The sequence below is a fragment of the Ramlibacter sp. genome (genome assembly GCF_028291745.1).
GTDB lineage: Bacteria > Pseudomonadota > Gammaproteobacteria > Burkholderiales > Burkholderiaceae_C > Ramlibacter.
On the sequence record NZ_JAQGNQ010000024.1, the window covers coordinates 19,058 to 36,893 of the forward strand.

Consider the following 17,836-nt stretch of genomic DNA (forward strand, 5'->3'; position numbering starts at 1 on the left):
CATGAAGCGCCAACAGTTCGTCCGCTCCCTGCTTGCCATCGCCTGCGCGGGCGCTCTGATGCATGCGCTGCCGGCAGCCGCGCAGAAGTACCCCGACCGGCCGGTGCGGATCATCGTGCCGTTCGCGGTCGGTGGTCCGGCGGACGTGTTCGCCCGCTTCATCGCGCAACGCCTGCCCGACCAGGTGGGCGGCACCTTCGTGGTGGAGAACAGGCCCGGGGCCGGCGCCGTGATCGGCACCGACCAGGTCGCCAAGTCGGCGCCCGACGGCTACACGCTGCTGCTGATGTCCAACACGCAGACGGTCAACGAGACGCTGCTGCAGAACAAGCCCTACGACCTGTTGCGCGACTTCGTGGGCGTGGCGCCGATCAACTATTCGGATCTCGTGCTGGTCGCGCATCCCTCGGCCGGCATCGGCAACATCCAGGAGCTGCTCCAGAAGGCCAAGGCCCACCCGGGCAAGTTGACGTACGCGTCCTCCGGCACCGGCACGCCGTACCACATGGCCGGCGAACTGTTCAAGGCGATGTCGGATACCAAGATCCTCCACATCCCGTATCGCGGCAGTTCGGCTGCGCGCACCGACGTGCTCGGTGGCCAGGTCGACCTGATGTTCGATGCGGTCACGACCATGACCGAGCACATCAAGGCCGGCAAGGTGAAGGCCATCGCCACCACGGGCACGAAGCGCTCCGCGGTGTTGCCCGACGTGCCCACCGTCAGCGAGTCCGGGGTGAAGGGCTACGAGGCCACGATCTGGCTCGGACTGATGGCGCCCAAGGGCACGCCGCCGGCGATCGTCAATCGCCTGAACGAGGCAGTGAGCAAGATCGTGAGGGAGCCGGACCTGCAGCAGAACTGGGCCAGGCAGGGCGCCGTGCCCCTGGTGATGAACCCGCAGGAATTCGACAAGTACCTGCGCGCCGACGTCCAGAAGTGGGCGAAGGTGATCAAGACCGCGAACATCAAGGCCGACTGAATGTCCAGAACCCTGCATTTCCTCAGCGGCGGCGCCGCGCAAGGCCTCGTGAGCCGGCTGCAAGCCGCCTTCGAACAACAGCACGATTGCCGCCTGCAAGGCACCTACGGTGCCGTGGGACTGATGCGCGAGAAGCTGATCGCCGGCGATCCGTGCGACGTGTTGATCCTCAGCGAGGCCCTGATCACGGGCCTGGTCAAGGATGGCCGCGCCGATCCGGCGACGCCCCGCTCGCTCGGCGGCGTGAAGACCGGCCTCGCCGTCAAGGAAGGCCAGCCCGCGGTGGACATCCGCGGCCCCGAGGAGCTGAAGGCGCTGCTGCAACGCGCAAGCGCCATCTACTTCCCCGACCCGGCGAAGGCCACCGCCGGCATCCACTTCATGAAGGTGCTGCAGGCGCTCGGCCTGGCCGACGATGCCCGCAAGCTGCGCATGTTCCCGAACGGGGCGACCGCCATGGCGGCCCTGGCGCAGGCGCCCGAGGCGGACGCGGTGGGCTGCACGCAGATCAGCGAAATCCTGATCACGCCGGGCGTGCGACTGACCGGGCTGTTGCCGCCGCCGCATGAATTGACCACGACGTACACGGCGGCGGTGACCAGCGATGCGAGCGAACCGGAGCTCGCGCGCGCGCTGGTCGCGGCGCTGGCGTCGAGCGAGGCTGCGGCCACTCGGCGGGAGTGCGGGTTCGAGTGAGGGAAGTCAGCGCGGGCGGGTGGATGTCATCCCGGGCTTGACCCGGGATCCATGACAGCGCGGAATCCAGCGCCGCGTGGATTGCGGGTCAAGCCCGCAATGACATCCTTCGTTGCGGGCCGAACCGCAATGACATGATCCACCTGGACGCGGTGATCTACGCCAGCAGCGCGTTCACCCGTTTCACATAAGCCGCCGGGTCCTCCGGCAGGCCGCCTTCGGCGAGCAGCGCCTGGTCGAACAGGATGTGCGCCAGGTCGTTGAAGTTCGGCGAGCCTTCGAGCTTGCGCACCAGCGGGTGCGAGGCGTTGACTTCCAGCACCGGCTTCGCGTCCGGTGCCTTCTGCCCGGACTGCTTCAACAGCCGCGCGAGCTGCAGGCTCACCCCGCCATCGGTGACCACCAGGCAGGCGGGTGAATCGACCAGCCGCGTGGTGACGCGCACGTCCTGCGCCTTGTCCTTCAGCGCCTCCTTCAGCCGCGCCAGGACCGGCTTGAAGGACTCGGCGGCTTCTTCCGCCGCCTTCTTCTCCGACTCGTCCTGCAGCTTGCCCAGGTCCACCTGCCCCTTGGCGACCGATTGCAGCGGCGTGCCGTCGAACTCGGTCAGGTACGACAGTGCCCACTCGTCGACCCGGTCCGTCATGAACAGCACCTCGATGCCCTTCTTGCGGAAGATCTCGAGCTGCGGGCTGTGCGCCGCCGCGGCTTGGGTCTCGCCGGTGATGTAGTAGATCGCGTCCTGGCCTTCCTTCATCCGCGCCTTGTAGTCGGCCAGCGAGACCGAGGCGGTGTCGCTCTGGGTCGAGGCAAAGCGCAGCAGGCCGGCGATGCGATCGCGGTTGGCCGGGTCTTCGCCCAAACCCTCCTTCAGCACGGCGCCAAATTCGGCCTGGAACTTCGCGAAGCGGCCCTTGTCCTCGGCGCTTGCCGCTTCGTCCTTCTCCGACTTCGCAAGGTCTTCGAGCATCGCCAGCACGCGCCGCGTGTTGCCTTCGCGGATCGCCTTCACGTCGCGGCTTTCCTGCAGCAGTTCGCGGCTGACGTTCAAGGGCAGGTCGGCCGAATCGATCACGCCCTTGACGAAGCGCAGGTACGCGGGCAGCAGCGCCTCGGCGTCGTCCATGATGAACACGCGCTTGACGTACAGCTTCACGCCGGCGGCCTTCTCGCGGTTCCACAGGTCGAAGGGCGCGCGCCCCGGCACGAACAGCAGTTGCGTGTACTCGGTGCTGCCCTCCACGCGGTTGTGGCTCCAGGCAAGCGCGTCTTCGTAGTCGTGGCTGATTGCCTTGTAGAACTCCTGGTACTGCTCCGGCGTGATGTCCTTCTTCGCGCGGGTCCACAGCGCGGTCGCCTGGTTGACGGTCTCCCACTCGCCGGTCAGCACGTGCTCGCCGGGCTTTCCCTCCTCGCCTTCCTTCCATTCCTCCTTGCGCATCAGGATGGGCAGCGAGATGTGGTCGGAGTACTTGCCGATGATGGACTTGAGCTTCCAGCTGGAGAGATAGTCCTGCGCGTCCTCGCGCAGATGCAGGGTCACGCTGGTGCCCCGCTGCGCGCGCACCATGGTCTCGACCTCGAAGTCGCCGGCGCCGCCACTCACCCAGCGCACGCCCTCCGCGGGCGGCAAGCCGGCGCGGCGCGATTCGACGGCGATCTTGTCGGCGACGATGAAGCCCGAATAGAAGCCGACGCCGAACTGTCCGATCAACTGCGCATCGGACTTCTGGTCGCCCGAGAGGCGGTTCATGAACTCGCGCGTGCCGCTCTTGGCGATCGTGCCCAGGTTGTCGATGGCCTCCTGCTGCGACAGGCCGATGCCGTTGTCGGCAATGGTCAGCGTGCGGGCCTCGGGGTCGAAGCTCACGCGCACTTCGAGATTGGGCGCATCCTCGTACAGCGCGGAGTTGTGCAGCGCCTCGAAGCGCAGCTTGTCGCAGGCGTCCGACGCGTTGGAGATCAGCTCCCGCAGGAAGATCTCCTTGTTGGAGTAAAGGGCGTGGGTGACGAGGTGCAGCAGTTGTGCAACCTCGGCCTGGAAGGAGAGAGTCTGTTTCTGGCTCATGGCGTGTGGTCCGGATGCAGCGCACGAGCTAGGGGCAGCCCGTGAACATTTCAAGGCGGGTGATGCTACTGCACCACCGCGTGAACTATTCGAGGTTTCCTGCTCAGTTGCGGCTGCGGTCCTGCTTGGAGCCGTGCAACCGCTGGTTACAGTGCTGACATATGAGGATCGAGCTGCCTTCCACTTCCTGGGCCGACACGGTGCACCGCGCCGAGGACGACGCGCACACCCTGACGATGGCTGCGGCGCAGCCGGCGCTCGACTGGTTTGCCGGCGCCTGGTCCGCGAACTGCGGCCTCAGCCAGCGGGTGGAAGTGGCCGCGGGCGAGCCGCTGGTCCTCACGCTCACCCTCTGAGGGCCGCGCCCTGCGCCAGCCTCAGAACTCGTATTCGACCTGCAGCCGCAGGGTGTTGCGCGGCGAACCGTGGGTGATCCCGAACAGTGCGCCGGCGTTGTACTTGACGTCGTGCCCTGCGAGCTTGACCTCGCCGAACACCGCCGGACCCAGGATGTGCGACTGGTCCGAAGTGTTTTCCCAGTGGTCCCACCGCCCCACGTCCCCGAAGCCCTGCGCGCCGAAGTCCAGTTCAGGGTGCCAGCGATAGCGCAGCTGCCACTGGTAGCCCAGGTCCGCGCGTAGCTGTGGCACCGCGCGCGTCTGCTTCTCGATCAGCACGTTGACGTTGGCCGTCCACTTGCTGCCGATGTCGGCCTGGAACAGCGGACCCCACCGGTACTGGTAGCCTGCGCTGCGTTCGCGCGGGCGCTCGATCTCCAGCAGGAAGCCGACGTCGACCGGGTACTTGCCGGTCTCGGTGAACTGGAAGCGGTTCTCCCATTCCCAGGCGTCGAAGCCATGCTGCTCGCCGGGCTGCTTTTGCCACGCCGCCGCGAGCTCGGTGAACCAGTGGCTGTTGACGCCGTACCCTATGCTGAGGATCTCCTCGCTGACGCGCGTTCCGTCGCGTAGCTTGGACGATCCGGCGCGGAGCTCGATCTCCTTCTCGCCCGCCTCGACGACCGCCGGGAAGACCTGGTCGGCCGGTCCGGCCACCGCTGGCAGCGCGGCGGCCAGCACAACGCCGGCGAATGCTGACAGGACGATCTGGCGTACAGCGTTGCTCATTCAAGCGGCTCCGGTTGTTACTGTTGGGATGACCCGAGCCTACGACGAGCGTACGGCTGGGCGCAATATGCGCGTGCCCGCATAGATCACGGCGAGCACCAGCAGGTACGCCCCCAATTGCGCTGCCGATGGCCGCGCGTCGTAGCCCACGAGGGCGTGCAGCAGGGTGCCAAGCGCGGAGTCCGGTGCCACTGCCGCAGAGGTGTCCCACAACGGCGCCGTTCCGCGTTCGATGAAGCCGGCCTGCGCCAGCGACTTCGTGAGCTGGCTCGCGAGCGAACCGGCAAGCAGCGCGATCAGCAGGTTGGTGGCCGTGAACACGTGCCGCGCTGGCAGCCGCGCAAGACCGCCGTAGATGGCAAGCCCCGCACCCGCGCCGGCCAACACGCCCACCGTGCAGAACACGGCCACCTCGCCGAGGGAGAGGGGCGATCCCGAGACGATGCCGCCGACGAACAACACCGTCTCGGCGCCCTCGCGCAGCACCGCGAGCGCGACCGCCACCGTGAGCGCCCAGGGCCTGCGCTGGCCGTCCTGCACCGACACGCCCAAGGCGCGGGCCTGCTGCACCATCTCGCGCGAATGGGTGCTGACCCAGATGCAATGCCACAACAGCATGGTCAGGGCCACGGCCAGCACGCCGATGTTGATCACGTCCTGGCCGACGCCCTCGAACAGGCCGCTGATGCGTTCGGCCAGCACGGCGAGCAGCAGCGCGCCGAGGAACCCGGCCGCCACGCCCGCGGCAAGCCAGCGACCGCGGCCGGCCAGCTGGCGGGTGGCCGCCGCCACGATGCCGACGAACAGCGCCGCCTCGAGCGACTCGCGAAAGACGATCAGCGCAGCAGCGAACATGCCGGCCCTATTGCGCCACGAGGACGCCTTGCGCCGTCTTCTGGTTGAAGTCGCCGAAGAATTCGTAGCGGCCCGGGCTGAGCGGCCCGATGAAGATCGTGGCCTTCGCGCCGCCCGGGATCACCTTCTCGCGGTTGAGGCTGTGGCTCTCGAATTCCTCCGGCGTGCTGTCCTGGTTGTGCACCACCAGCTTGATCCGCGTCCCGGCAGGCACGGTCAGCTCGACCGGTTCGAAGCGGTGGTTCTTGATGGCCAGCGCGAACTCGGGTGGATCGGCGGCCGCGACGCGGCCGAGGAAGGCCGCGGCAAGGACGAACACAGGAAAGAAGCGAGGCATGTGAACTTTTTCAGGATGTCAGAGCGGAGATAGTAATGTGAATCACTTGCATTAGCTATGGGAGAAAGTGCGCACAGCCAAGTCCCCGCGCAGGCAAGGCCACCGTTTGCCCGATGCATCCTGCCGCTGATCGTCTTACATCTTGTGGTTGCACGGCCGCGCAGGGCGCGGGCGTTGCAAATTCAACAAGCAGAGCTAGTTTCAGCCCTATGTCTTTGATTTTTCTGACTTCCGGTCTTGCGCAGCCGCGAAGGATTTTCTACAGTCCGTCGCACTTGTTAAGGGATTTGCCTAAACACCCTTACAGTTTTTGCCCACTGCAAGGAGCTGCCATGCACCGTCTTAGTCTTCTTTCCACCGCCGCTCTCGCGGTCCTCTTCGCGGCCTTGGCGCCCGCGGCTTCGGCCGCAGGCGTCGACGCGAGCGTCACCGTCAAGGTGAGCCTGACTTCCAAGTGCCAGATCAAGGCCGGCCAGACCAACGTGGTCGACTTCGGAACCTATCAGGCCTTCGCCGCCGCGGATGTGACGGGAACGGGCTCGACCGTGACCTTCCAGTGCACCCGCGGCTTCGGCGCCAGCCCGACCGTGGCGTGGGACGTCGGCACCGACGCGACGGCCGCTGGCGTGGGGGTCATCGCCGGCCTCCAGTACACCTTGAGCGCCACCCCCGGCACCCGTCTCCCCGGAACGGCGGCCAGCGCGACTACGATCGGTTCCGCCGACGAGGTGCCCGTCGTGCTGAGCGGTACCATGCCCCAGGGTCAGGCCGGTGCCGGTGCCGGCGGCGCCACCACCACGGCGACCCGTACGTTGACGGTCACCTTCTGATCGCAACCCTCGGCTGCGCCGGGCGCTGCTCCGGAACGAAATGACGAACGCCTCGGTCCTGAAGTCTCTGGCCCGCGCCCAGCTCGCCCTGGCAGCTGTCCTGGCCGCCGGCGTTGCGCTGGCCGGCCAGCAGGCCGCTACCAGCGTCACCGTCAAGGTGAAGCTGGTGACTTCGTCCGGCGTGTGCGGCGCGCTCGCGACCCAACCCGCAGTGCAGGTGTCGTGCACACGCGAGGGAGGGCCGCTGCTGCCTGTTCCGGGTGGAGTCCCCTTCCGGCGCGCCACCCTGGTTCCGACCGCGCAGCTGCTGGATCCGGCCATGCTGGGGGATGTGGTGACGGAGCGTCTACCCGTCTACAGCGACGGTACGAAGATCTCCAGCTGGCGTATGGTTCAGCTAGATAATGCGCGCTATCTCGAGCTCACGATCGCGTGGTGACATGTACAGACTCCCCCAGAGCGGCCTGAATTTCCTCCTGCGGGCCGCCTGCCTCGCTGCCGTGATCACCCCGGCCGCGCAGGCGGGGTCCTTCTCCGTCAGCCCCGTGCGCATCTTCATGGAGATGCGCGAGCGCGCCACCGGCGTGACCATCATCAACGAGGGCGATACCGAACTGGTGATGCAGGCGGAGCTTTTCGAGTGGAAACAGAAGCCCGACGGAACCGACGACCTGCAGCCCACCGACGACCTCGTGCTCGCGCCGCCGATCCTGCGGCTGCCCAGGGGTGGCCGCCAGGTGGTGCGGCTGGCCAACCTGCGTGCGCCCGCGCCCGGGGAACAGCTCACCTACCGGTTGATCGTGCGGGAGGTACCGGAAGCGCTCGCGCCCAGCCAGCCCGGCGTGCAGATCCAGGTGGCCCTCGCATTCTCTCTGCCGGTGTTCATCACGCCGCCGGGGGCCAAGCGTGCGCTCACGTGCACGGCCACCCGCAGCAGCCCGACCGCGCTGCGCGCCACCTGCGAAAACCGCGGGCAGGCTTACGCGCAGCCGGCCAGCATGGTGCTCACCACGCCTTCGGGCAACACGCTGGCAACCAGCGAGATCAAGGGCGGCTACATCCTGCCCAACGTGACGCGCAGTTTCGAATTCGGCAACGAAGGCTCCCGCATTCCCGGCGGGCCGCTGAAGCTGCAGATCACGCAGGATGATGGCTCCAAGCAGGTGTTCGACGTCCGGCTGCCGGAGTAGCCGCCGGCGCAAGCTCTCCGCCTTCCTGCGGATCACCGTGCTGACCTGCGTCCTCCTCCAGGCCCGGCACGCGGCCGCGCAAAGCCGGGACAGCGAGACCGGCGAGCGGGTCCTGCCGGTCGAAGTCACGGTCAATGGCGGCTCCGGCGGTATCTGGCCGATCGTCAGCCGCGACGGCGTGCTGTACGCACCGGTGGAAGCCTTCACCGCATGGCGCCTGCAGGTTCGTCCGGACACGCCGACGGTGGAGTACCGCGGCTTCCGCTACCTGCCGGTCGCTGCCGTGACCGGGGTCCAGGCGAAGCTCGATGCCGACAAGGGGACGCTGCAGTTGTCCATTCCGCCGGAGGCCTTCACCGCGACGCGACTGTCGCGCGAACTCAGGTCCCTGCTGCCCCGCTCGGCGGTCGTGCCTGCCGTCTTCGTCAACTACGACCTGAGCTATACGCGCAGCGACGGCAGTTCGCGCACGGAAGGCCTCGGCCTGATCGGCGAAGTGGGTGCCAGCGGCAGCTGGGGTGTGCTGACCCAGACCTTCACCGCGCCCGACCTGCTGGCGCAGGGCCGGGCCCTTACCCGCCTGGAGACCACCTACCGGCGCGACTTTCCGGACCAGGGCTACACGCTCACGGCCGGCGACGGCACGCTGCGGACCGGCCTGCTCGGGCGAGGCGCCTACTTCGGCGGGCTGCAGTTCGGCACCAACTTCGGCCTGGCCCCGTACCTCAACCGGCAGCCCGTGCCGCTGATCGCGGGGCAGACCAGCACTCCGTCCACCGTGCAGTTGTACGTCAACGATGTGCTGCGCCAGAGCAGCAACGTGCCAGCCGGCCCGTTCACGATCGACAACCTTCCCACGCTGTCCGGCAACGGCGATGTCACCGTGCGCGTGCGCGACATCCTCGGCCGCGAAACCTTGATCACGCAACCGTTCCTCGTCACGGCGGATTTGCTCGCCCCCGGACTGAACGACTGGAGCGTGGAAATCGGCAAGCTGCGCAGGGACCTTGGCTCGCAAAGCTGGCACTACGGCGACCCCTTCGCATCCGGCACGTGGCGCCGCGGTTTCACCACCACCACCACCGGCGAAGGCCGGCTCGAAGTTGCCCGCGGCCGCAGCGCCCTGGGCCTGGCCGGCGTGCAAGCCGTCGGCTCGGAGGTGCTGATTCGCACCGGCGCGATGGCCAGCCAGGTCGACGGCCTGGGTCGTGGCAGCCGCTGGCTGTTGGGCGCCGAAAGGGGCGGCTACAACGCCAACATGTCCGTCAGCGTGGAGGGCAACAGCCGCGCGTTCCGCAGTCTCGGGGAAGACAAGGACGCCGTGCCCGTGCGGCTGCAGGTGGCCGCGCAGGCGAGCTGGGCCTTGGGCCCCGGCCGCGTGGGGCTCGCGACGGCGTACCAGCGGCTGTACGACGCGGATTCGATCCTCACCGCCTCGGTGAACTACGGCTTCTCCTTCAGGGATCACTGGCAGTTCAACGTCTTCTTCTCGCGCAGCTTCAGCACGGCCGATACCTACACCGTTGGCGCATCGCTGGTGGTGCCGCTGGACCGCACGACGGTGTCCTCGACCTCGCTGCAGCACCGCGGCGGGAGCACCGACTTCTACACCAGTGTCGACCACAGCCCGGCCGGCCTGACGGGATTGGGCTGGCGCGCACTGGCCGCCAAGGAAGGCGATCCGCGGGTCGAGGGCGGGCTGAACTGGTTCACGCCCTACGGCCTGTTCACGGCCGAAGGGGCCGTGCGGCCGCAGCAGACCGACATCCGCCTCGGTGCCGTGGGTGCCGCGGTCTGGGCGGGCAACCACGTGTTCGCGGCGCCCAGGTTCGACAACAGCGCGGTCCTGGTCTCGGTGCCCGGCCAGGAAGGCATTGGCGTCGGCCTGGGCGCGCAGGCCACCCAGAAGACCGACAGTCAGGGCCTCGCGTTGCTCAACGGCCTGCAGGCGTACCAGAGCAACGCCGTTCGGCTGAACCCCAACGACCTCCCGCTTTCGGCCGAGATCGAGTCGATCGAACAGGAAGTGGTGCCGCCCTGGCGCTCGGTCTCGAAGGTGGAATTCGCGGTGCGGGGCGGCAAGGCCGCCCTCGTCTCGATCGTGCTGGATGACGGCCAGCCGGCTCCGCCCGGCGCCACCGTGCAGATCGAGGGTGAGACGCAGGACTTCCTGGTCGCCCGGCGCGGCGAAGCCTACGTCACCGGTCTGAAGGACAGCAACCGCCTGCGACTGCAGTGGCACGACCGAACCTGCCGCCTGGACCTGCAACTGCCCCCGGGCGGGCCCGAGATCACGCGCGCGGGTCCCCTGCGCTGCACCGGAGTCCCACGATGAAGATCCTCGTTCGGTTCCTGCTCGCCATCGCCGCCCTGCTGGCCGCCCTGCCTGCGTCGGCCACCCTGAGCTGCTCGATCACCGTCAGCAACGTGAACGTCGTCTACAACTACTTCCCCACGGTGACGGGCCAGGGAACGCTCGGCATCGCCTGCACGCGCGACCCAACCCGGGACAACCGCAAGCCCACCGTGTGGATCGGCATGGTCCAGACGACCGCCGGCAACACTGCCACGCTGGACACCGGCGGCTCCACGCTCACCTACGAGATCTTCCACGCGAGCACCACCAGCGGCCTCTGGACCAACACCGGGAACGGTGTGAACAACACGTCAACGACCAACGGTGCGGTGCGCCAGCGGCTGGATTTCGGCAGCAACGCGAGCAGTTCGCTCACCGCGAGCATCCCCTTCTACTACAGCATCCAATCGCTGCAGTTCAAGCCGGCGGGGGTCTACGTGGACACGGTGGCGATCACCATGCGGCTGGACAGCGCCACCGGCGCTCTCATCACCACCAGCACGCTCGATGTGCACATCAGCATCCCGCGCAGCTGCCGCTTCAGCACGCCGCCCTCGCCGATCAGCATCAACTACCCCGCCTTCTCCGCCACGCCGGTGACCGCCACCAGCGACTTCGCGATCACCTGCACCCTGACCACCACCTACACGATCACGCTGGACCAGGCCCGAAGCGTGGTACCCACAGTGAACCTGGCCTACGGACTGAGCCTGGCGACGACCAGTGCGACCGGCACGGCGCTCGCGCAGCCCTATACGGTGAACATCAGCGTCGACGCCGGGCAGGCGGGAAGCTGCAGCACGGCGACCTGCACCGGCACCGATACCCGAACGCTGACCGTGACTTACTGAGGCGTCAAGCAGGCGCTGCGACCGTCACCGCCCGCACGGCGGCCGATTCCGTTCAGCTTGCGTTCATCGCCGGCGGGCAGACTCACTTCCATACCAACCAGCGAGGTGACTTCATGAAATCCACTGTCCGTTCCACTGCTGCCGCGGCGTCCGTGCTGCTGGCCTCCGTCGGCGCCATGATGGTCACGACGCCCGCCGCGGCGCAGTCGCGCGTCGTCGTCGTGCCGGCACCGGTGCACGCGCAGATCGAGCGCTTCGTCGTGCTGGGCCCGCTGGAGCGCGGCAACGTCGCGCGCTTCCGCCTGCACGCCACGCCTGGCGGTGAAGCGTGGGTGGCGCTGCCCGGCCTGCCGCGCGAGCGCCTGGTCGAAAGCCGGCCCGGTGTCTATGAGGCGAGCTACGCGCTGCGCGGGCACGGGGATCCGGGCCTGTTCGCCCGCGCCGTGGCGACCTTCGAACTGCATGGCGAGCGCCTGAGCGCGCGCGCCGAGGTGGTGGGCGAGCGCGACAACCAGCGCGCCGGCCGGGACGTGAGCCCGCCGCAGATCAGCGACCTGACGCCGGCGCAGGGCGAGCGCGTGAGCGAGCGCGGCTGGACGCGCATCAGCGCGCGCATCGGCGATCACGGCATGGGCGTGCAGTCCGTGCTGCTGCGGGTGGACGGCCGCGACGTAAGCGCCCGCGTGCGCGTCGAGGAAGACCTGGTGCGTTACGCCGAAGACCTGCCGTCCGGCCGGCACAACGCCGAACTGGTGGTGCGTGATCGCGCGGGCAATACGGCGCGGCGCAGCTGGAGCTTCGACGTCGCCGACAGCCATCGCCACGACGATCGCCACGACCGTTAAGTGCAGTGTGGTGAAACCCGCAACGCTGAACGCAACTTCACATTCGTTCAGCGTTCGTTCACCGAAGCACGCCTAAGCTGCATCCCACAACGACCCAGGAGTGAACCATGAAACTGAAGCCTCTTGCCCTCATCGGCCTTCTTGCCACCGGCGCCGCCATCGCGCAGCCCCAGGCCCCCGGCTTCGTCGACCGCGCCCGCGTGCAGAGCGTCGAGCCGCAGTACGAAAACGTGCAGGTGCCGCGCCAGGAGTGCGGCACCCAGGTGATCACCGAGCAGCGCCCGGTGGCCGGCAGCAGCGGCAGCTATGCCGGTGCGATCGTCGGCGGTCTGGCCGGGGGCGTGCTGGGCAATCAGGTCGGTCGCGGTCATGGCCGTGAGGCGGCGACTGCCGCCGGTGCGGTGATCGGCGCGCTCACCGGCGACCGTCTGGCCAACGACCAGCCGCAGGTCATCGAGCAGTCGCAGCGCGAAGTTCGCTCCTGCCGCACGGTCACCGAGCTGCAACAGCGCGTGACCGGCTACCGCGTGAGTTACGAGTACCACGGCCAGATGTACACCACGGTCATGCGCGAGCAACCCGGACACACCTTGCCGGTTCGCGTTTCGGTCATGCCGCTGGAGGAGCGGGAGTACCATCGGCCCTGACGCCGACAGCCGCCGCCCGCCGTGAACACCTTCCGCACCCTCACCTGCGCCTTGCTGCTGGCGGCCACGCTGCCGGCCTGGGCCGCGGTGACGCGGGAGGACGCGGCCGCCACCGCCCAGAAGGCCACCGGCGGCCGCGTGCTGTCGGTGGAGCAGGCGGATGCCGGCGGCCGACCGGTATGGCGCGTCAAGGTGGTCACCGAACGGGGCGACGTGCTGGTCATCCTGGTCGACGTGGCCACCGGCCGCATCCAATAGTCCCGGCCACGCGGCATCCATGCGACTGCTGCTGATCGAAGACGACGCCGCGCTGCGGCAAGGGCTGGCGCGGCAACTGGAAGCCGAGGGCTACCGCGTCGACCAGGCGGGCGCGGGCGACGAGGGCCTCTACCTCGCACGTGAATATCCCTTCGATCTCGTGATCGTCGACCTCGGCCTGCCCAAGGTCAACGGCCTCACGATCGTGCAGCGGCTGCGCACCGAAGGGCGCACCATGCCGCTGCTGATCCTGACCGCGCGCGGCTCGTGGCAGGACAAGGTGGCGGGCCTCGAAGCCGGCGCCGACGACTACGTCACCAAGCCTTTCGAATACCCCGAACTGGCGGCGCGCGTGAAGGCGCTGCTGCGCCGTTCGCTGCAGGCGGCGAGCGACGTCCTGGCGCTCGGCCCGCTCACCATCGACTTCGGCGGCCAGGCGGCGCAACTGAATGGCGCGGCGCTGGAGCTGACCACCTTCGAATACCGCATGCTCGAATACCTGGTACGCCAGCGCGCCCGCGTGGTCACGAAGCAGGAGCTGTCCGATTACCTCTACCCGCATGGCGAGGACCGCGACAGCAACGTGCTCGAAGTGCTGATCGGGCGCCTGCGCCGCAAGCTCGATCCGCAAGGCGAGCTGGCCCCCATCGAAACCGTGCGCGGGCGCGGCTACCGCTTCACTCTCGAATGAGCACCGGCTACTCGATACGCGCGCGCCTCTTGCTGGCGGCCGGCCTCGTCCTGCTGGCCTTCATGGCGGCGGCCGGCGCCGCGGTGCAGCGCGCGCATGCCGACAGCGTGCTGACCGCGCACTACGCACAGCTGCAAAGCAGCGTCTACCTGCTGCTGGCGCGCGCCGAGCTCGACGACACCGGAGCGCTGGTGATGCCCGGCAGCTTCGCCGAGCCACGGCTGTCGCTGCCCGAGTCGGGCCTGTACGCCAGCATCGTCAACCTCAAGCGCAACGAGCAGTGGCGCTCGGGCTCCAGCCTCGGCGCGAACCCGCCGTTCCGGCGCGAGGGCGTGGCCCCTGGCGAATGGCGCGACGAAACCATCGCGGGCCGCGACGGCTCCTGGCTGGCCGTGAGCTATGGCGTGAAGTGGGCGGCCGGCAAGGCCGAGGCGCCGCTGGTTCTCTCGGTGATGGAGGATCGCCGCGAATACGACCGCGAGATCGCCGCCTTCACGCGCACGCTGTGGCTGTGGCTCGGGGGTGCGGGGGTCCTGCTGTTGCTCGCGCAACTATTGCTGCTGCGCTGGGGCCTGGCGCCGCTGCAACGCGTGGCCGGCGAGATCCGGCGCATCGAGGCCGGCGAGCAGTCGCGCATCGAGGGCCGCTATCCCGGCGAGATCTCCGGCCTGACCGACAGCTTGAACACGCTGATCCAGCAGGAGCGCGAGCGTCAGGGCCGCTACAAGGAGGCACTGAGCTTCCTTGCCCACAGCCTGAAGACGCCGCTGGCCGTGCTGCGCAATGCGCTGCACGACCCGGCCGACCTGCCGCAGACCGTGCAGCAGCAGGTCGTTCGCATGGATGCCATCGTGCAGCACCAGCTGACACGGGCGGCAGCCGGCGGTGCCTCGAAGTTCGCGCCACCGATTCCCGTGGCGCCGGTGCTGGCCCGCATTCGCGACGCGCTGGCCAAGGTCTATGCGGACAAGGGCGTTGCCATCACGATCGACTGCACCCCCGACCTGAGCTGGCGCATCGAGGAAGGCGACCTGTTCGAGATGCTGGGCAACGTGATGGACAACGCCGCCAAGTGGGCGGTCCGGCGCGTCTCGGTGCGCGCCTGGCGCGAAGGCGCGCGCCTGCTGCTGCGCGTGGAAGACGACGGGCCGGGCTTCACCGACACGCAGACCATCCTGCAGATGCACGTGCGGCTGGACGAACGCGTGCCGGGCCACGGCGTCGGACTCACCGTCGTCAACGAGCTGGTGGCCAGCCACCACGGCGAACTGCAGTTGTCCCATGGCAGCCTGGGTGGCGCACTGGTGATGATCGTGCTGCCGGCGGCGTGATCGGCGCGCAGGGATTCGTGCGCGCGTGAGCGGCGCGTAGGGATGTCATTGCGGGCTTGACCCGCAATCCATGCGGCGCTTGTGCAAGCGCCGTCGTGGATCCCGGGTCAAGCCCGGGATGACATCCTGGGAGAGCTCATGCCCGCCCCGGCCGCAGTCGCTGCAAGAGGCCGGCCGTCGACGCGTCGAGCCCGGCCACGTCGCCGGAGTCAAAGCGCTTGGCGATTTCGCTGGCCAGCACCTTGCCCAACTCCACGCCCCACTGGTCGAAGCTGTCGATGCCCCACACGGCGCCGCTGGTGAACACGCGGTGTTCGTACATCGCCAGCAAGGCACCGAGGGATGCAGGCCGCAGCGCATCGAGCAGGAAGAAGGTGCTCGGGCGATTGCCCGCGAAGTTGCGGCGCCCGCCGGGATCCGCCTTGCCCTGCATCAAGGCCTGGGCCTGGGCCAGCGCATTGGCCAGCAGCAGCTCGTGGTGGCCCGGCAAGGCTTGGGCCGGATCGCGCACGGCGAAGAACTCCACGGGCACGCGGTCCGTGCCCTGGTGCAGCATCTGGAAGTAGGCATGCTGGCCATTGGTGCCCGGCTCCCCCCAGAGCACGGGTGAAGACCCGAAGGGCAGCGGCTGCCCCTGCGCGTCGACGCTCTTGCCGTTGCTTTCCATTTCCAGCTGCTGCAGGTACGCCGGCAGGCGGCGCAGCGCGCTGTGATACGGCGCAATGCTGCGGCTCGTGAAGCCCAGGAAGTTGCGGTACCAGACATCCAGCAGGCCGAGCCGCACCGGCAGGTTCGCCGCCAGCGGCGCGGTGCGAAAGTGTTCGTCCATCGCGTGGGCGCCGGCGAGCAGTTCGCGAAAGCCCTCGGCCCCGATGGCAATCGCGATTGGCAAGCCGATGGCGGACCACAGCGAATAACGCCCGCCCACCCAGTCCCAGAAGCCGAAGGTGGTGGTGATGCCGAACGCGCGCGCGGCTTCGACGTTGGTGGTCAGCGCGGCGAAGTGCCGCGCAATGTCGCGGCCGCCCTGCTGCTCGAACCACTGGCGCGCCGAACGCGCATTGGTCATGGTCTCCAGCGTCGTGAAGGTCTTGGAGGCGATCAGGAACAGCGTGCTTTCCGGGCGCACACCGCGCAGCACCGCAGCCAGCTCGTGGCCGTCGATGTTGGAGACGAAGTGGCAGCGCTTGCCCGGAACGGAAAACGCATCGAGTGCCGCCACCGCCATCTGCGGCCCGAGGTCCGAGCCGCCGATGCCGATGTTCACGATGTCGGTGATGGCGGTGTCCGCCCGCACGCGCTCGGCGAAGGCCAGCATCGCGTCCAGCGTTTCATGCACCGCCAGGGAATCGGGATCGGCCGCATTGCGCGGCGCGCGCAGCAGCCAGTGCTTGACCGCCCGGTTTTCCGTGTTGTTGATGCGCTCGCCGGCGAACATCGCATCGCGGTACGCCTCGACGCGCGTCTCGCGCGCAAGCGCCAGCAGCGCCTGCTCGCTGGCCGCGTCGATGAGATTCTTCGACAGATCGGCAAACACGTGTGGCGCCTGCTGGCTGAAAGCCGCGAAACGCTGCGCGTCCTGGGCGAAGGCCGCGCGCAGCTCGAAGCCCTGCGCGTACTGCGCGCTGATTCCCTGCAGCTGCGCCCAGGCAGCGGTGCGGTCGCAACGGGGTCGGGTCATGCGTTCAGGCCGACTGGATCAATCGTTCGAGCTTGATGGCATCGGCGCCGAAGGTGCGGATGCCCTCGCCGAGTTTCTCGCTGGCCATCGCATCCTCGTTCAGCGCCCAGCGGAACTGTGCCTCGTCGTACTGCACGGGGTGGATGTCGGCCGACTTGGCCTGTGCGGGGTCGAGGGCGCGCTGCACCGGCGCGTCGGACTGCTGCAGTTGCGCCATCAGCTCGGGGCTGATGGTCAACAGGTCGCAGCCGGCCAGCGCCAGGATCTGGCCGATGTTGCGGAAGCTGGCGCCCATCACCTCGGTGCTGATGCCGAAGTGCTTGTAGTACTGGTAGATCTGGCGCACCGACTGCACGCCCGGGTCGTTGGTGCCGGCCTGCGCGGCCTCGTCCCACGCGCTGCCCGCGGACTTCTTGTACCAGTCGTAGATGCGGCCCACGAAGGGCGAGATCAGCTGCACCTTCGCTTGGCCGCAGGCCACGGCCTGGCAAAAGGAGAACAGCAGGGTGAGATTGGTGTTGATGCCGCGCTGCTGCAGCCGCGCCGCTGCCTGGATGCCCTCCCAGGTGGCGGCGACCTTGATGAGGATGCGCTCGGGCGCCACGCCTTCGGCGCGGTAGAGCGCCATGATGCGTTCGGCGCGCGCCACGCTGGCCTCCGTGTCGAAGCTCAGTCGCGCATCGACTTCGGTGGAGACGCGCCCCGGCACGTGCTGCAGGATCTCGCTGCCGAAGCGCACCAGCAGGCGGTCGATGATCTCGTCCAGCGCCAGCTTGCGGTGGCGTTCCACCGTTTCCTGCAACAGATGGGCGTAGTCCGCCTTCTGCACCGCCTTGAGGATCAGCGAGGGATTGGTGGTGGCGTCCTGCGGCTTGTACTGCGCCAGCTGGCGGAAGTCGCCCGTGTCGGCAACGACGGTCGTGAACTGCTTGAGCGCGTCCAGTTGATTCATGCGGTCATTATCGGCCGTCGTGGGCGGCGCTTGTTCGCAGGCGAGCTCGGACGCAAAGGTAACCAAATTACACGGCGCGCTGCGCTGCGCACGTGCGTGGTGCACGGTGCCCATGAGGCGGCCGCTGGATGGGCTTGGC

19 protein-coding genes are annotated in these 17,836 nt (G+C 68.2%); 13 read left to right on the forward strand and 6 right to left on the reverse strand.

Annotated elements, in window-relative coordinates; translation table 11 throughout:
• Position 1 precedes the first annotated feature (1 nt).
• Together JWP60_RS03780 and JWP60_RS03785 are read left to right on the forward strand one after the other, a co-directional pair.
• Entirely contained in the window at positions 2-982 is a 981-nt protein-coding gene (locus JWP60_RS03780; protein WP_299786525.1) for a tripartite tricarboxylate transporter substrate binding protein, read from the forward strand.
• Positions 983-1,678, forward strand: a complete 696-nt coding sequence (locus JWP60_RS03785; RefSeq protein WP_299786527.1) for a substrate-binding domain-containing protein — start codon at positions 983-985, stop codon at positions 1,676-1,678.
• Positions 1,679-1,835: 157 nt separating this feature from the next.
• Here JWP60_RS03785 and htpG read toward each other — a convergent pair whose 3' ends face one another.
• The gene (htpG, locus tag JWP60_RS03790) at positions 1,836-3,746 is read right to left on the reverse strand and encodes a molecular chaperone HtpG (protein ID WP_299786529.1); all 1,911 of its coding nucleotides are present in this window, start codon (positions 3,744-3,746) and stop codon (positions 1,836-1,838) included.
• Between the two features lie 161 nt (positions 3,747-3,907).
• Between htpG and JWP60_RS03795 the strand changes: the two genes are divergently transcribed.
• Positions 3,908-4,102 carry a hypothetical protein gene (locus JWP60_RS03795; RefSeq protein ID WP_299786531.1) on the forward strand — a complete coding sequence of 65 codons (195 nt, stop codon included), beginning with the start codon at positions 3,908-3,910 and terminating at the stop codon, positions 4,100-4,102.
• A 21-nt stretch (positions 4,103-4,123) separates the two neighbouring features.
• Here JWP60_RS03795 and JWP60_RS03800 read toward each other — a convergent pair whose 3' ends face one another.
• The 3 genes from JWP60_RS03800 to JWP60_RS03810 are packed head-to-tail and all read right to left on the reverse strand — an operon-like array spanning position 4,124 to position 6,065.
• Positions 4,124-4,873, reverse strand: a complete 750-nt coding sequence (locus JWP60_RS03800) for a hypothetical protein (RefSeq protein ID WP_299786533.1) — start codon at positions 4,871-4,873, stop codon at positions 4,124-4,126.
• Between the two features lie 39 nt (positions 4,874-4,912).
• Positions 4,913-5,728, reverse strand: a complete 816-nt coding sequence (locus tag JWP60_RS03805; protein ID WP_299786535.1) for an FTR1 family protein — start codon at positions 5,726-5,728, stop codon at positions 4,913-4,915.
• Positions 5,729-5,735: 7 nt separating this feature from the next.
• Positions 5,736-6,065: a cupredoxin domain-containing protein gene (locus JWP60_RS03810; protein ID WP_299786536.1), complete on the reverse strand. Its 330-nt coding sequence runs from the start codon at positions 6,063-6,065 to the stop codon at positions 5,736-5,738.
• A gap of 332 nt (positions 6,066-6,397) precedes the next feature.
• On the opposite strand from JWP60_RS03810, the gene JWP60_RS03815 reads away from it, so the two are divergent.
• The 10 genes from JWP60_RS03815 (at position 6,398) to JWP60_RS03860 (ending at position 15,064) form a co-directional block, all read left to right on the forward strand.
• Complete coding sequence (locus JWP60_RS03815) at positions 6,398-6,895, forward strand: spore coat protein U domain-containing protein (protein WP_299786538.1); 498 nt, start codon at positions 6,398-6,400, stop codon at positions 6,893-6,895.
• 40 nt (positions 6,896-6,935) lie between these two features.
• The gene (locus JWP60_RS03820; RefSeq protein WP_299786540.1) at positions 6,936-7,334 is read left to right on the forward strand and encodes a hypothetical protein; all 399 of its coding nucleotides are present in this window, start codon (positions 6,936-6,938) and stop codon (positions 7,332-7,334) included.
• A gap of 1 nt (position 7,335) precedes the next feature.
• Entirely contained in the window at positions 7,336-8,085 is a 750-nt protein-coding gene (locus JWP60_RS03825) for a fimbria/pilus periplasmic chaperone (protein ID WP_299786542.1), read from the forward strand.
• Positions 8,086-8,122: 37 nt separating this feature from the next.
• Entirely contained in the window at positions 8,123-10,420 is a 2,298-nt protein-coding gene (locus tag JWP60_RS03830) for a fimbria/pilus outer membrane usher protein (RefSeq protein ID WP_299786544.1), read from the forward strand.
• Entirely contained in the window at positions 10,417-11,292 is an 876-nt protein-coding gene (locus JWP60_RS03835) for a spore coat protein U domain-containing protein (RefSeq protein ID WP_299786546.1), read from the forward strand. Before JWP60_RS03830 ends, JWP60_RS03835 begins: the two co-directional genes overlap by 4 nt.
• A 113-nt stretch (positions 11,293-11,405) precedes the next feature.
• Positions 11,406-12,137 carry a hypothetical protein gene (locus tag JWP60_RS03840; protein ID WP_299786548.1) on the forward strand — a complete coding sequence of 244 codons (732 nt, stop codon included), beginning with the start codon at positions 11,406-11,408 and terminating at the stop codon, positions 12,135-12,137.
• Between the two features lie 107 nt (positions 12,138-12,244).
• Positions 12,245-12,784 carry a glycine zipper 2TM domain-containing protein gene (locus JWP60_RS03845; protein WP_299786550.1) on the forward strand — a complete coding sequence of 180 codons (540 nt, stop codon included), beginning with the start codon at positions 12,245-12,247 and terminating at the stop codon, positions 12,782-12,784.
• Between the two features lie 21 nt (positions 12,785-12,805).
• A complete protein-coding gene (locus JWP60_RS03850; RefSeq protein WP_299786552.1) occupies positions 12,806-13,042 on the forward strand; it encodes a PepSY domain-containing protein in 237 nt (78 codons plus the stop codon).
• 19 nt (positions 13,043-13,061) lie between these two features.
• On the forward strand, positions 13,062-13,733 hold the full coding sequence (locus JWP60_RS03855) for a response regulator transcription factor (protein WP_299786554.1): 672 nt from the start codon (positions 13,062-13,064) through the stop codon (positions 13,731-13,733).
• Positions 13,730-15,064, forward strand: coding sequence for an ATP-binding protein (locus tag JWP60_RS03860; RefSeq protein WP_299786556.1), 1,335 nt, complete (start codon positions 13,730-13,732; stop codon positions 15,062-15,064). Before JWP60_RS03855 ends, JWP60_RS03860 begins: the two co-directional genes overlap by 4 nt.
• 136 nt (positions 15,065-15,200) lie before the next feature.
• Here the strand turns inward: JWP60_RS03860 and pgi are convergent, their stop codons facing one another.
• Positions 15,201-16,745, reverse strand: a complete 1,545-nt coding sequence (gene pgi / locus JWP60_RS03865) for a glucose-6-phosphate isomerase (protein ID WP_299786558.1) — start codon at positions 16,743-16,745, stop codon at positions 15,201-15,203.
• A 4-nt stretch (positions 16,746-16,749) separates the two neighbouring features.
• Positions 16,750-17,697 (reverse strand): transaldolase, encoded by a 948-nt coding sequence (tal, locus tag JWP60_RS03870; RefSeq protein WP_299786560.1) that lies wholly within the window; start codon positions 17,695-17,697, stop codon positions 16,750-16,752.
• Between the last annotated feature and the right edge of the window lie 139 nt (positions 17,698-17,836).

Excerpts from the sequence above, each read along its gene's own strand:
- JWP60_RS03780 (WP_299786525.1), top strand. The coding sequence starts at position 2 with ATGAAGCGCCAACAGTTCGTCCGCTCCCTGCTTGCCATCGCCTGCGCG.
- JWP60_RS03785 (WP_299786527.1), top strand. The coding sequence starts at position 983 with ATGTCCAGAACCCTGCATTTCCTCAGCGGCGGCGCCGCGCAAGGCCTC.
- htpG (WP_299786529.1), bottom strand. The coding sequence starts at position 3,746 with ATGAGCCAGAAACAGACTCTCTCCTTCCAGGCCGAGGTTGCACAACTG.
- JWP60_RS03795 (WP_299786531.1), top strand. The coding sequence starts at position 3,908 with ATGAGGATCGAGCTGCCTTCCACTTCCTGGGCCGACACGGTGCACCGC.
- JWP60_RS03800 (WP_299786533.1), bottom strand. The coding sequence starts at position 4,873 with ATGAGCAACGCTGTACGCCAGATCGTCCTGTCAGCATTCGCCGGCGTT.
- JWP60_RS03805 (WP_299786535.1), bottom strand. The coding sequence starts at position 5,728 with ATGTTCGCTGCTGCGCTGATCGTCTTTCGCGAGTCGCTCGAGGCGGCG.
- JWP60_RS03810 (WP_299786536.1), bottom strand. The coding sequence starts at position 6,065 with ATGCCTCGCTTCTTTCCTGTGTTCGTCCTTGCCGCGGCCTTCCTCGGC.
- JWP60_RS03815 (WP_299786538.1), top strand. The coding sequence starts at position 6,398 with ATGCACCGTCTTAGTCTTCTTTCCACCGCCGCTCTCGCGGTCCTCTTC.
- JWP60_RS03820 (WP_299786540.1), top strand. The coding sequence starts at position 6,936 with ATGACGAACGCCTCGGTCCTGAAGTCTCTGGCCCGCGCCCAGCTCGCC.
- JWP60_RS03825 (WP_299786542.1), top strand. The coding sequence starts at position 7,336 with ATGTACAGACTCCCCCAGAGCGGCCTGAATTTCCTCCTGCGGGCCGCC.
- JWP60_RS03835 (WP_299786546.1), top strand. The coding sequence starts at position 10,417 with ATGAAGATCCTCGTTCGGTTCCTGCTCGCCATCGCCGCCCTGCTGGCC.
- JWP60_RS03840 (WP_299786548.1), top strand. The coding sequence starts at position 11,406 with ATGAAATCCACTGTCCGTTCCACTGCTGCCGCGGCGTCCGTGCTGCTG.
- JWP60_RS03845 (WP_299786550.1), top strand. The coding sequence starts at position 12,245 with ATGAAACTGAAGCCTCTTGCCCTCATCGGCCTTCTTGCCACCGGCGCC.
- JWP60_RS03855 (WP_299786554.1), top strand. The coding sequence starts at position 13,062 with ATGCGACTGCTGCTGATCGAAGACGACGCCGCGCTGCGGCAAGGGCTG.
- JWP60_RS03860 (WP_299786556.1), top strand. The coding sequence starts at position 13,730 with ATGAGCACCGGCTACTCGATACGCGCGCGCCTCTTGCTGGCGGCCGGC.
- pgi (WP_299786558.1), bottom strand. The coding sequence starts at position 16,745 with ATGACCCGACCCCGTTGCGACCGCACCGCTGCCTGGGCGCAGCTGCAG.
- tal (WP_299786560.1), bottom strand. The coding sequence starts at position 17,697 with ATGAATCAACTGGACGCGCTCAAGCAGTTCACGACCGTCGTTGCCGAC.